A 12,782-nucleotide genomic window follows, 5' to 3' on the forward strand; every position below is an offset into this window, starting at 1 on the left:
GACGCCTTCGAGGGCCTGCGCCTCATGGACGCCCTGATCGCGGTCAAGCGCGGCGTCCCCGGAGCCACCCTCCCCGAACTCAAACAGCGCCGCGTCCCCAAGCGCGACACGGCCGTGCTGGAGGTCGACGAGCCCGAGGAGGGCGTGCGCTCCGACGTCGCCGTGGACAACCCCGTCCCCACCCCGCCGTTCTGGGGGAGCCGGGTCGTCAAGGGCATCCAGCTCAAGGAGTACGCCTCCTGGCTCGACGAGGGCGCCCTCTTCAAGGGCCAGTGGGGCCTCAAGCAGGCCCGCGCCGGTGACGGACCGACGTACGAGGAGCTCGCCGAGACCGAGGGCCGCCCGCACCTGCGCGGCTGGCTCGACAAGCTGCACACCGAGAACCTCCTCGAAGCCGCCGTCGTCTACGGCTACTACCCCTGTGTGTCCAAGGGCGACGACCTGATCCTGCTCCACGAGGACGGCTCGGAGCGCACCCGCTTCACCTTCCCGCGCCAGCGTCGCGGCCGCCGTCTGTGCCTCGCGGACTTCTTCCGCCCGGAGGAGTCCGGCGAGACCGACGTCGTCGGCCTCCAGGTCGTCACGGTCGGCTCGAAGATCGGCGGCGAGACCGCCAAGCTCTTCGAAGCCAACTCCTACCGCGACTACCTGGAGCTGCACGGCCTGTCCGTCCAGCTCGCCGAGGCCCTCGCCGAGTACTGGCACGCCCGGGTCCGCACCGAGCTCGGCTTCGCGGGCGAGGACCCGGCCGACGTCGAGGACATGTTCGCGCTGAAGTACCGGGGCGCGCGCTTCTCCCTCGGCTACGGCGCGTGCCCGGACCTGGAGGACCGGGCGAAGATCGCCGACCTGCTCCAGCCCGAGCGCATCGGGGTGCACCTCTCCGAGGAGTTCCAGCTCCACCCGGAGCAGTCCACCGACGCGATCGTCATCCACCACCCCGAAGCGAAGTACTTCAACGCGCGGTAAGGCTCCGTTCGACGCGCGGTAGCCGCACGAGTCGTACACTGGTCGGTCCAGTGCAGGCCGGTCGCTCTCCCTCCGGGAAAGGCGGCCGGCCTTCTCGTCCCTTATGGAAGGTGTGCCGGATGACCAGTACGATCCCCGCGTCCCTGACCCGTACGGCCGAGGGCGCTGCCCTGCAGGCCGTCTTTCTCGACATGGACGGCACCCTGGTCGACACCGAAGGCTTCTGGTGGGACGCCGAGGTCGAGGTCTTCGCCGATCTGGGGCACCGGCTGGACGAGGCGTGGAAGGACGTGGTCGTCGGTGGCCCGATGACCCGCAGCGCCGGATACCTCATGGACGTCACCGGCGCGGACGTCTCCCTCGACGAACTGACCGTGCTGCTCAACGACCGATTCGAGAAGCGCATCTCCCGCGGCGTGCCGCTGATGCCGGGCGCGGCACGGCTGCTCGCCGAACTGGCGAGACACGAGATCCCCACCGCGCTCGTCTCCGCCTCGCACCGCCGGATCATCGACCGGGTGCTGGAGTCGGTGGGCCGCCACCACTTCGCCCTCACCGTCGCGGGCGACGAGGTCTCCCGTACGAAGCCCCACCCGGAGCCCTATCTCACCGCCGCGAAGGGCTTCGGGGCCGACCCCCGGCTCTGTGCGGTCATCGAGGACACCGCGACCGGGGTGGCCGCCGCGGAGGCCGCGGGGTGCCGGGTGGTCGCCGTGCCGTCCGTGTCGCCGATCGCGCCGGCCGCGGGCCGGGTGGTCGTGGGCTCGCTCGAAGAAGTCGATCTCGCATTCCTCAGGGGCCTCGTCACCGGAATGCAGTGACCGCATACCGAGAGTGTTTCTGTGAATGAATGGAAAAGCTCTCGCGCAAAGGCATGGGTTTTTATGTCGCACCCTCGTGCTGATCAGGTGCGGGCATGCCGCGGCCACGGGTATTCCCCGCGTTACCTTCGTCACTCGTCCGGAGGTCGCGGGGCGCTCGGGATTCGCCGAACCGCTCCGCCGCGAGTGCCCAAGTGTCCCGGTTGATGAATCCGTGTACGAATCATTCCCGGAGCCGGAACCCGGCTCGCCCCCGATATCCCGGACTCTTCGATCCCGTCCGGCGCGGAGCCCGTCCGGATGTGCCGACGGCGCCAACTAATGTCGTTTTCTCCATGACCGCATGAGGGAGAACGCCCACGATGAACCGCAAGACTCTGGTGCTGCCGGCCGCCGCCGCCCTGCTCGCGCCCGTACTCGCCGCCTGCGGCGCGTCGGGCGGCGGGAGCGAGGGCGACGGCGCCATCGTGGTCGGCACCACGGACCGGTTCGTCGCATCGAAGGACGCCCCCGCACCCCTCGACCCCGCCATCGGCTACGAGGCGGGTGTCTGGAACGTCCTGCGCCAGACGGTCCAGACCCTGATGCACATCCCGCGCAGCGGGGGCCGGCCGGAGCCCGAGGCTGCCGAGAGCTGCCTCTTCACCGACACGGCCAACGAGAGCTACCGCTGCAAGCTGCGCAGCGGCCTGACGTTCGCGGACGGCAGTCCGGTCACCGCCGACGACGTCAAGTACTCCATCGACCGCGTGCTCCGGATCAAATCCACCAACGGACCGGTTTCTCTGCTCAACAACATCGACACCGTCGAGACCAAGGGAGAGCGCGAGGTCGTATTCCACCTCCGGACTTCGGACGCGACCTTTCCGTACAAACTCGCGACGCCGCCCGCCGGAATAGTCCCGCGCGACAAATACCCGGCGGCCACCCCGCGCAGCGGATTCCAGGTGGACGGATCGGGCCCGTACACGATGAAGCCGGAAGTGAAGAACGGCCGCCTGGAGAAGGTCGTCTTCACCAGGAACCCCCGCTACAAGGGGGATCTGAAGGTGCTGAACGAGAAGGTCGAACTCGATTCCTTCGCCGACGCCACCGCCATGGGCGAGGCGCTCGACGCGAAGAAGATCGACATGATGACGCGCACCATGGAGCCGAAGCAGGCCCAGCGGCTGCTGGAGCACCCCGAGAACGGCATCAAGCTCACCGAGATGCCCGGCCTCGCCATCCGGTACCTCGGTTTCGACACCGAGGACCCCGCCGTGAAGAACAAGGCGGTCCGCCAGGCCATGGCCCAGATCATCGACCGCGGTGAGATCGCGAGCGAGGTGTACGGCACCACGGCCGAGCCGCTGTACTCGCTGATCCCGTCCAGCATCACCGGACACACGAACTCGTTCTTCAACAAGTACGGCGAACCCAGCGCCGCCAAGGCCGCCTCGATCCTGAAGCACGCCGGGATCGACACCCCGGTGAAGTTCACCATGCACTACACGAGCGACTACTACGGCGAGGCCACCGCCGACGAGTTCAAGACGCTCGAACGGCAGCTCAACGCCACCGGACTCTTCGACGTCACCGTCAAGGGCACCCCCTGGACGCAGTACCGTCCCGCCGAGCTGCGCGGCGACTACACCGTGTACGGCATGGGCTGGTTCCCCGACTTCCCGGACCCGGACAACTACACGGCTCCGTTCCTCGACGAGGACAACTTCCTGAACTCGCCCTACCGGTCGGCCGCGGCCCGCAAGACGCTCATTCCGCAGTCACGCCGCGAGGCCGACCGCAGCGCCGCCGCCAAGACCTTCAAGCAGCTCCAGGACCTCGTCGCCGAGGACGTCCCCGTCCTTCCGGTCTGGCAGGGCAAGCAGTACGTCGCCTCCCGCGAGGGCCTCACGGGTGTCGAGTGGGCCGTCACCTCGTCCGCCGACGTCCACCTCTGGGAACTCGGCACCGGCACCCGCTGATCCGCCGGCCCACCGCCCCGGACCGCCCACCCCCACGGGGTCACTGGGCGCCGGGGCGCACCAGTCCGCTCTCGTACGCGTACACCGCGGCCTGCACCCGGTCGCGCAGCCCCAGCTTCGTCAGCACATGTCCCACGTGCGTCTTGACCGTGGTCTCGCTGACGAACAGGTCGGCGGCGATCTCCGCGTTCGACAGACCGCGTGCCACCAGCTTCAGGACCTCCACCTCACGGTCCGTGAGCGTGTGCAGGGTGTCCGGCACCGGCTCCTCGCCGGACGGCAGATGGTCCGCGTACTTGTCGAGCAGCCTGCGCGTGATGCTGGGGGCGAGCATCGCCTCGCCGCCGGCCACCACCCGGATCGCCTGCACCAGCTCATTGGCCGGGGCGTCCTTCAGCAGGAAGCCACTGGCGCCGGCGCGCAGCGCCTCCACCACGTACTCGTCCAGATCGAACGTCGTCAGCACGAGCACCTTCGCCGGACCGTCCCGGCCGGGACCGGTGATCTGACGCGTCGCCTCGACACCGTCCATCCGCGGCATGCGGATGTCCATCAGCACCACATCGGGCTGCAGCGCCCGCACCTGGTCGAGCGCCTGGAGCCCGTCACCGGCCTCACCCACCACCGCGAGATCACCCTCCGCCTCCAGAATCATCCGGAAGCCGGTGCGCAGCAGCGGTTGGTCGTCGACCAGCAGGACGCGGATTGCCACGGGATCTCCTCAATGTCCTTCAAGGGCCGCAGGCAGGCCGGCCTCAGCCCGGGCCGGGGCCATTCTGCCCTGGACATCCTCCGGGGATTCCGCCGGGCGCACCGACAGCGGATAGACCGGGGGAGTCCCGCCGAATTCGGGGCAGAGCGCCTGATGGTCGCACCAGCCGCACAGCTTCGTCGGCCGCGGCCGCCACTCACCGGTCCGCGTGGCCAGCGAGATCGCTTCCCACAGCGCCAGCAGCTTGCGCTCCACCCGCTCCAGGTCCGCCACCACCGGGTCGTACGTCATCACGTCGCCGCTGCCGAGGTAGACCAGCTGGAGCCGGCGCGGGACCACGCCCTTGAGCCGCCAGATCACCAGCGCGTAGAACTTCATCTGGAACAGCGCGCCCTCCGCGTACTCCGGACGCGGCGCCTTCCCCGTCTTGTAGTCCACGATCCGGACCTCGCCCGTCGGCGCGACGTCGATCCGGTCGATCACCCCGCGCAGCCGCAGCCCCGACTCCAGCTCGGTCTCGACGAACATCTCCCGCTCGGCAGGCTCCAGGCGCGTCGGGTCCTCCAGCGAGAACCAGCGCTCCACCAGCCGCTCCGCCTCCGACAGCCACCGCGCCAGCCGCTCGCCCTGCGGATCCTCGGCGAACAGCTCCGACAGCTCAGGCTTCGACTCCAGCAGCCGGTCCCACTGGGCCGGAATCAGCGACGTGGCCCGGCCCGGCGTGCGCTCCGGCGCGGGATTGTCGAACAGGCGCTCCAGCACCGCATGCACCAGCGTCCCCCGGGTAGCCGCCTCACTGGGCTTCTGCGGCAGCTTGTCGATGACCCGGAAGCGGTACAGCAGGGGGCACTGCATGAAATCGCTCGCCCGCGACGGCGAAAGGGACGAGGGCGGCTGAGGCGGCCGCGGTACGGAGGTCATGACGAAGACCCTACGACCCGCCACTGACACCGATCGGCATACCATCGACCACAGACCCTCGAACACTGCATGATCGTGCCGAAACCGGCACCGACCGAAGGGACCTCGTGGACGAGAGCGGCGACAGCGGGCGGCCGCGGCCCGGCGCAGGGGGTACCGGACCCGGCGACGGCCCCGGCAAGGGCGCACCGGGACGGAGGGAAGAGCCGGGCGGCGGCATCCTCATGGGCCGCCCCTTCGGAGTCCCGGTCTACGTGGCGCCCAGCTGGTTCGTCGTGGCGGCCCTGATCACCTGGGTCTTCGGCGGCCAGCTCGACCGTGTCCTGCCCGACCTCGGCGCGGCGCGCTACCTCGTCGCCCTCTTCTTCGCGATCGCGTTCTACGCCTCCGTGCTCGTCCACGAACTCGCGCACACGGTCGTCGCGCTGCGCTACAAGCTCCCCGTCCGCCGCATCCAGCTCCAGTTCTTCGGCGGCGTCTCCGAGATCGAGAAGGAGTCCGAGACCCCCGGCCGCGAATTCGTCCTCGCCTTCGTCGGCCCGCTGCTCTCCCTCGTCCTCGCCGGCGTCTTCTACGTGCCGATGCGGTTCGTCGAAGCCGGCACCGTGCCCGGCGTGCTGCTCGGCGGCCTGATGATCTCCAACCTCATCGTCGCCGCGTTCAACCTCCTGCCCGGCCTCCCGCTCGACGGCGGCCGGATGCTCCGCGCCGTCGTGTGGAAGATCACCGGCCGCCCGATGAGCGGCACCGTCGCCGCCGCCTGGGTCGGCCGCGCCCTCGCCGTCATCACGCTCATCGGCCTGCCGCTGCTCACCCACACCGAGGTCCTCGGGAGCGGCAACCGCGAGATCAGCGGCATGGACACCGTCACCGACGCCCTGCTCGCCGCGATCCTCGCCGCCATCATCTGGACCGGCGCGGGCAACAGCCTGCGCATGGCCCGGCTCCGCGAACACCTCCCCGAACTGCGCGCCCGCGCCCTCACCCGCCGCGCCGTCCCGGTCGAGGGCGCCACCCCGCTCTCCGAGGCCCTGCGCCGCGCCAACGAGGCAGGCGCCCGCGCCCTCGTCGTCGTCGATGCCACCGGCGAACCCCAGGCCCTCGTCCGGGAGGCCGCGATCGTCGGCGTTCCCGAGCACCGCCGCCCCTGGGTCGCCGTCAGCGGCCTCGCCCAGGACCTCACCGACGGCATGAAGGTCTCCGCCGAACTCGCCGGCGAAGCCCTCCTGGACCGGCTCAAGGCCAGCCCCGCCACCGAGTACCTCGTCGTCGAGGACACCGGCGAGATCTACGGAGTGCTGTCCACCGCCGACGTGGAGCGGGCGTTCGTCGCCGCCATGGCACGCCCCGGCGCCTGACCCGCGCACCCCCGCGGGCAGGCGGTCGGCGTCCGCTGAAACACCGGTACGCTGGTCACATGTCTGAACCGACCGGTGCCGCCCGCCGACGTGGGCCCTTCAAGGTCGGGGACCAGGTCCAGCTCACCGATCCCAAGGGACGCCACTACACCTTCACGCTCGAAGCCGGAAAGAGTTTCCACACCCACAAGGGTTCTTTCCAGCACGACGAGCTGATCGGTGCTCCCGAGGGCAGCGTTGTCCGTACCACGGGAAACGTCGTCTACCTGGCGCTGCGCCCCCTGCTCCCCGACTACGTCCTGTCCATGCCCCGCGGCGCCGCCGTGGTCTACCCCAAGGACGCGGGGCAGATCCTGGCCTTCGGCGACATCTTCCCCGGCGCGCGCGTCGTGGAAGCGGGTGTCGGATCCGGCGCGCTCTCCACCTTCCTGCTCCGTGCCATCGGCGAGCAGGGCATGCTGCACTCGTACGAGCGCCGCGAGGACTTCGCCGAGATCGCCCAGCAGAACGTCGAGCGCTACTTCGGCGCCCCGCACCCCGCCTGGCAGCTCACCGTCGGCGACCTCCAGGACAACCTCACGGACACCGACGTGGACCGCGTCGTCCTGGACATGCTCGCCCCCTGGGAGTGCCTGGACGTCGTCTCCAAGGCGCTCGTGCCGGGCGGCATCCTCTGCGCGTACGTCGCGACCACCACCCAGCTCTCCCGGACCGTCGAGTCCATCCGTGAGATCGGCTGCTTCGCCGAACCGCAGCCCTGGGAGTCGATGATCCGCAACTGGCACGTCGAGGGTCTCGCCGTCCGCCCGGACCACCGCATGATCGGGCACACCGGATTCCTCGTCACCGCTCGCCGGCTCGCCGACGGCGTCCAGGCCCCGCCGCGCCGCCGCCGCCCCTCCAAGGGCGCCTACGGCGAGGACTACGACGGCCCGGGCAGCCGGAGCGGCTCCGCCCGCGACTGAACCAGGGGCGCCGCCGCCCCAGGCGCGCACCCCCGCAGGCCGGCGCCACCGCCGAGCTCCCGGACCGACCCGGGCACTCGGCGGTGGCGCCTTTCCGTTGTCCACGAGCGGACGGTGCCGGGGCACGGGATCCGTGGCGACCCCACCGTTCCACTGCCGTGTGAGGTGTGGCACGATGCTGGCCACCCCCATCCCGCCGCCGACGTCCCGCCGACGGCACCGCCTGACCGGCGTCCCGCACCACAGGAACCACAGGAGACATCCCGCGTGCAGACCTCCGCGCTCCCGGACCTCGCGCACACCGACACCAAGGCCATGCACTGGCTCGCCACCGCCGCGGCCATGGCCGCCGTCGTCGCGGCAGCCGGTCTGCTCCAGCCCGACGCGAGCGCCTCGGCCTCCACCCCGCACCGCGCGACGGCACAGCGGGGCGCGTCCCCCGTCACCGCGCCCGACCCGGCCCGTGCGGACTTCCCCCTGGACTGCCGCGGGGCGGGCCGCACCGTGGCCAAGCAGGCCCCCGGCGACCTCGACGGCGACGGCCGCCCGGAAACCGTCGCGGTGGTCCACTGCGCGGCCGGATCCGGTACCCCGCCCAGCGGCGTCTACGTCCTCACCCAGCAGAGCGGGGCCGCACCACGGATCGTCGCGACCCTGGTCGACCCCGTCCAGAAGATGAGCGTCGGCGAATTCGCGGTGCGGGACGGCGTCGTCTCCGCCACGCTCCTCGGCTACTCCTCGCCCGCGGTCCCCTCCTGCTGCCCCGACGAGCAGGAGAAGGTCACCTGGCAGTGGCAGAACGGCGCCTTCGTGCGCAGCAGCCAGTCACAGGACCCGGCCGGCGCCGGCGTCTGACCGTCACCCCGCGGATCCGCCGTCCCGCCCGGGAAAGTGCTCAGGCGGCCTCGGGGCCGAAGACCTCGACCCTGTCCGAAACGCGCCGTACGTGAATGCAGTCGCCCGGGCACTCCTTGGCCGAGTCGACCACGTCCTGCAGGAGCGGCAGCGGGACGGGCGTGGTCGCGCCCTTGTCCTGGAGCAGCTCGTCCTGATCGCTCTTCACATACGCCAGACCGTCGATGTCCAGCTCGAACACCTCCGGCGCGTACTGCACGCAGATGCCGTCCCCCGTGCAGAGGTCCTGGTCGATCCAGACCTCCAGGTCCTGTGTCTCGCCACCGGTGGGAGCGTCCTGCTGCACGGTCATTTCTCCTGCCGTTCCCTGCGTATCGAACCAAAAAAAGCCAGCCCTGACGGGTGTTGAACAGTTCGACGATACAACCGGCCGCTTTCCGATGTTGAAGGGTGGGTATTCCCCTGACACGAGGGAGAGCGCAAGGGTGAAGATCGGACACACCCCAGAGTCTTTGTGATCTAGGGGTTTCAATCATCACCCACCCAGGTAGGGTCAGGAAGCGTCCAGCTCCCCTTGGAGGAGGTGAGGACCGTGGCAGCCCACGACGACGACATCAACCGCGGCATCCGGCCCGGGCGGGGGTCCGATGACCCCGCCGGCCAGGTCGCCTATCTCGAGCAGGAAATCGCCGTCCTGCGACGTAAGCTCGCCGACTCTCCGCGTCATACGAGGATTCTCGAAGAGCGGATCGTCGAGTTGCAGACCAACCTCGCAGGCGTGTCCGCACAGAACGAGCGGCTCGCCGGCACACTCCGCGAGGCCCGGGACCAGATCGTGGCCCTCAAGGAAGAGGTCGACCGGCTCGCGCAGCCGCCGGCCGGCTTCGGTGTGTTCCTGCAGGCGAACGAGGACGGCACCAGCGACATCTTCACCGGGGGCCGCAAGCTCCGGGTGAACGTGAGTCCCAGCGTTGAGCTCGAAGACCTCCGGCGCGGCCAGGAAGTCATGCTCAACGAAGCGCTCAACGTGGTCGACGCCATGGAATTCGAGCGGGCCGGGGACATCGTCACCCTCAAGGAGATCCTTGAGGACGGCGAACGAGCCCTGGTCATCGGGCACACCGACGAGGAACGGGTGGTGCGGCTCGCCGAGCCGCTGCTGGACATCACCATCCGCCCCGGCGACGCCCTGCTGCTCGAACCCAGGTCCGGCTACGTCTACGAAGTCGTCCCCAAGAGCGAGGTCGAAGAGCTCGTCCTCGAAGAAGTCCCGGACATCGATTACGACAAGATCGGTGGACTGGGCGACCAGATCGAGCTGATCCGGGACGCGGTCGAGCTCCCCTATCTCCACCCGGACCTCTTCAAGGAGCACGAGCTCCGGCCGCCGAAGGGCATCCTGCTCTACGGTCCGCCCGGCTGCGGCAAGACGCTCATCGCCAAGGCCGTGGCCAACTCCCTTGCCAAGAAGGTCGCCGAAGTCACCGGCCAGCCCGCCGGGAAGAGCTACTTCCTCAACATCAAGGGTCCGGAGCTCCTCAACAAGTACGTCGGCGAGACCGAGCGCCACATCCGCCTGGTCTTCCAGCGTGCCCGTGAGAAGGCGAGTGAGGGCACCCCCGTCATCGTCTTCTTCGACGAGATGGAGTCGCTCTTCCGGACCCGGGGATCCGGCGTCAGCTCGGACGTGGAGAACACCATCGTCCCCCAGCTGCTCGCCGAGATCGACGGCGTCGAGGGCCTGGAGAACGTCATCGTCATCGGCGCCTCCAACCGCGAGGACATGATCGACCCCGCGATCCTGCGGCCCGGCCGCCTCGATGTGAAGATCAAGATCGAGCGTCCCGACGCGGAGGCCGCGAAGGACATCTTCGCGAAGTACCTCACGCCCTCGCTGCCGCTGCACGCGGACGATCTGGCCGAGCACACCGGCTCCAAGGAGGCCGCGGCCCACGCGATGATCCAGTCGGTCGTCGAGCGGATGTACACCGAGTCCGAGGAGAACCGCTTCCTCGAGGTCACGTACGCCAACGGCGACAAGGAAGTCCTCTACTTCAAGGACTTCAACTCCGGCGCGATGATCCAGAACATCGTCGACCGGGCCAAGAAGATGGCCATCAAGGCATTCCTCGAGCAGGGCCAGAAGGGCCTGCGCGTCTCCCACCTCCTCCAGGCCTGCGTGGACGAGTTCAAGGAGAACGAGGACCTGCCGAACACCACCAACCCGGACGACTGGGCCAGGATCTCCGGCAAGAAGGGGGAGCGGATCGTCTTCATCCGCACCCTCGTCACCGGAAAACAGGGCGCGGACACCGGTCGCTCCATCGACACGGTGGCCAACACCGGGCAGTACCTCTAGAACGCGGACCGGCTGCGGATGCCCGGCCGGGCATCCGCAGCCGGTTGCTTTCCGGACAGCTCCCACGACACCCCAGTAATGACGTAATTGATCTCCCCACCGGCGCAGAGGCGCTCTAGGCTCTGGCGTACCGCCCGGTCGCGCAGTGCGGGGACGGGCGAACCGCGCACGCACCGGAAAAGCAGCGGTACTTGAGCGCCGCCCCCGGAAGGGAGCGACGCCGGGCAAGGAGGGCCGCATGACCGTACGGCGAGTAATGGGCATCGAGACCGAGTACGGGATCTCCGTGCCCGGCCACCCCAACGCCAATGCCATGCTCACCTCGTCCCAGATCGTCAACGCCTACGCGGCGGCGATGCACCGGGCGCGCCGCGCCCGCTGGGACTTCGAGGAGGAGAACCCGCTGCGCGACGCGCGAGGCTTCGACCTCGCCCGTGAGACCGCCGACTCCAGCCAGCTCACCGACGAGGACATCGGCCTGGCCAATGTCATCCTCACCAACGGGGCACGGCTCTACGTCGACCACGCGCACCCCGAGTACAGCTCGCCGGAGATCACCAATCCCAGGGACGCGGTCCTGTGGGACAAGGCCGGCGAGCGCATCATGGCCGAGGCCGCCGAGCGCGCGGCCCAGCTGCCGGGCGCCCAGCCGATCCACCTCTACAAGAACAACACCGACAACAAGGGCGCCTCGTACGGCACGCACGAGAACTACCTGATGAAACGGGAGACCCCGTTCTCCGACATCGTGCGCCACCTGACGCCGTTCTTCGTCTCGCGCCAGGTCGTCACCGGTGCGGGACGGGTCGGAATCGGCCAGGACGGGCACGAGCACGGGTTCCAGATCAGCCAGCGCGCCGACTACTTCGAGGTCGAGGTCGGTCTGGAGACCACTCTCAAGCGCCCGATCATCAACACGCGGGACGAGCCCCACTCCGACGCCGAGAAGTACCGCCGCCTCCACGTGATCATCGGGGACGCGAACCTCTCGGAGATCTCCACCTACCTCAAGCTCGGCACCACCTCGCTGGTCCTCTCCATGATCGAGGACGGCTTCATCAATGTCGACCTGGCCGTCGACCAGCCGGTGCGCACCCTGCACCAGGTCTCCCACGACCCGGACCTCCGGCAGCTGATCACTCTGCGCAGCGGCCGGACACTCACCGCGGTCCAGCTTCAGATGGAGTACTTCGAGCTGGGCCGCAAGTACGTCGAGGAGCGGTACGGGGCGGACGCCGACGAGCAGACCAAGGACATCCTGATCCGGTGGGAGGACACGCTCAACCGGCTGGAGAACGATCCGATGAGCCTGTCCCGTGAGCTGGACTGGATCGCCAAGCGGGAGCTGCTGGAGGGCTACCGCCGCCGCGACGGCCTGGACTGGGACGCCGCCCGCCTGCACCTGGTGGACCTGCAGTACGCCGACGTACGGCCCGAGAAGGGCCTCTACAACCGTCTGGTGGCCCGGGGCAGGATGAAGCGCCTGCTGGACGAGAACGAGGTCGAGAAGGCCCGTACGGGGCCTCCCGAGGACACCAGGGCGTATTTCCGCGGTCGCTGTCTGGAGCAGTACGCCGACGACGTCGCCGCGGCCTCCTGGGACTCGGTCATCTTCGACCTGCCGGGCCGTGACTCCCTGCAGCGGGTCCCCACCATGGAACCGCTGCGGGGCACCCGCGAGCACGTCAAGGCTCTCCTGGACCGCTGCCGTACGGCGGAGGAGCTGGTCCGGGTGCTTACGGGCGGCTGAAAGGGCCGCCGGCTGGGAATCATTCCGATGACCTCCGGACGTTGAGACAAGTACCGGGCCAATGTCGGACCCCGTAGGTAGGGTCTGATCAAGTGCTTCGAACCGAGC

11 protein-coding genes are annotated in these 12,782 nt (G+C 69.2%); 8 read left to right on the plus strand and 3 right to left on the minus strand.

What is annotated here, in order from left to right; all coding sequences use genetic code 11:
- The 3 genes from ABZ454_RS18200 to ABZ454_RS18210 form a co-directional block, all read left to right on the plus strand.
- The coding region (locus tag ABZ454_RS18200) for a vitamin B12 dependent-methionine synthase activation domain-containing protein (RefSeq protein WP_359539111.1) at positions 1-969 on the plus strand (969 nt) is incomplete at its 5' end.
- A 119-nt stretch (positions 970-1,088) separates the two neighbouring features.
- Entirely contained in the window at positions 1,089-1,790 is a 702-nt protein-coding gene (locus tag ABZ454_RS18205) for an HAD family phosphatase (RefSeq protein ID WP_356325966.1), read from the plus strand.
- A gap of 362 nt (positions 1,791-2,152) precedes the next feature.
- The gene (locus tag ABZ454_RS18210) at positions 2,153-3,754 is read left to right on the plus strand and encodes an ABC transporter substrate-binding protein (protein ID WP_359539113.1); all 1,602 of its coding nucleotides are present in this window, start codon (positions 2,153-2,155) and stop codon (positions 3,752-3,754) included.
- A gap of 40 nt (positions 3,755-3,794) precedes the next feature.
- Here ABZ454_RS18210 and ABZ454_RS18215 read toward each other — a convergent pair whose 3' ends face one another.
- Both ABZ454_RS18215 and ABZ454_RS18220 read right to left on the minus strand, forming a co-directional pair.
- Complete coding sequence (locus tag ABZ454_RS18215; RefSeq protein ID WP_148016141.1) at positions 3,795-4,466, minus strand: response regulator transcription factor; 672 nt, start codon at positions 4,464-4,466, stop codon at positions 3,795-3,797.
- A 9-nt stretch (positions 4,467-4,475) separates the two neighbouring features.
- On the minus strand, positions 4,476-5,321 hold the full coding sequence (locus tag ABZ454_RS18220) for a PD-(D/E)XK nuclease family protein (protein WP_359539398.1): 846 nt from the start codon (positions 5,319-5,321) through the stop codon (positions 4,476-4,478).
- Between the two features lie 173 nt (positions 5,322-5,494).
- Here ABZ454_RS18220 and ABZ454_RS18225 point away from each other — a divergent pair, with 173 nt between their 5' ends.
- The 3 genes from ABZ454_RS18225 (at position 5,495) to ABZ454_RS18235 (ending at position 8,565) form a co-directional block, all read left to right on the plus strand.
- Entirely contained in the window at positions 5,495-6,745 is a 1,251-nt protein-coding gene (locus ABZ454_RS18225) for a site-2 protease family protein (RefSeq protein ID WP_359539116.1), read from the plus strand.
- Positions 6,746-6,804: 59 nt separating this feature from the next.
- Positions 6,805-7,710 (plus strand): tRNA (adenine-N1)-methyltransferase, encoded by a 906-nt coding sequence (locus ABZ454_RS18230; RefSeq protein WP_356317467.1) that lies wholly within the window; start codon positions 6,805-6,807, stop codon positions 7,708-7,710.
- A gap of 267 nt (positions 7,711-7,977) precedes the next feature.
- A complete protein-coding gene (locus ABZ454_RS18235; protein WP_359539118.1) occupies positions 7,978-8,565 on the plus strand; it encodes a hypothetical protein in 588 nt (195 codons plus the stop codon).
- A 40-nt stretch (positions 8,566-8,605) separates the two neighbouring features.
- Here the strand turns inward: ABZ454_RS18235 and ABZ454_RS18240 are convergent, their stop codons facing one another.
- Complete coding sequence (locus ABZ454_RS18240; RefSeq protein WP_356317465.1) at positions 8,606-8,917, minus strand: ferredoxin; 312 nt, start codon at positions 8,915-8,917, stop codon at positions 8,606-8,608.
- 240 nt (positions 8,918-9,157) lie between these two features.
- On the opposite strand from ABZ454_RS18240, the gene arc reads away from it, so the two are divergent.
- On the plus strand, positions 9,158-10,924 hold the full coding sequence (arc, locus tag ABZ454_RS18245) for a proteasome ATPase (RefSeq protein WP_356317463.1): 1,767 nt from the start codon (positions 9,158-9,160) through the stop codon (positions 10,922-10,924).
- Between the two features lie 238 nt (positions 10,925-11,162).
- Positions 11,163-12,674: a depupylase/deamidase Dop gene (dop, locus tag ABZ454_RS18250; RefSeq protein ID WP_359539121.1), complete on the plus strand. Its 1,512-nt coding sequence runs from the start codon at positions 11,163-11,165 to the stop codon at positions 12,672-12,674.
- Positions 12,675-12,782: the final 108 nt, after the last annotated feature.

The organism is Streptomyces sp. NPDC005803, from assembly GCF_040630435.1.
Lineage (GTDB): Bacteria > Actinomycetota > Actinomycetes > Streptomycetales > Streptomycetaceae > Streptomyces.

Bases quoted from the DNA above. Each gene is read 5' to 3' on its own strand.
- ABZ454_RS18230 (WP_356317467.1), top strand. From the start codon at position 6,805: ATGTCTGAACCGACCGGTGCCGCCCGCCGACGTGGGCCCTTCAAGGTC.
- ABZ454_RS18205 (WP_356325966.1), top strand. From the start codon at position 1,089: ATGACCAGTACGATCCCCGCGTCCCTGACCCGTACGGCCGAGGGCGCT.
- ABZ454_RS18240 (WP_356317465.1), bottom strand. From the start codon at position 8,917: ATGACCGTGCAGCAGGACGCTCCCACCGGTGGCGAGACACAGGACCTG.
- ABZ454_RS18210 (WP_359539113.1), top strand. From the start codon at position 2,153: ATGAACCGCAAGACTCTGGTGCTGCCGGCCGCCGCCGCCCTGCTCGCG.
- dop (WP_359539121.1), top strand. From the start codon at position 11,163: ATGACCGTACGGCGAGTAATGGGCATCGAGACCGAGTACGGGATCTCC.
- ABZ454_RS18220 (WP_359539398.1), bottom strand. From the start codon at position 5,321: ATGCAGTGCCCCCTGCTGTACCGCTTCCGGGTCATCGACAAGCTGCCG.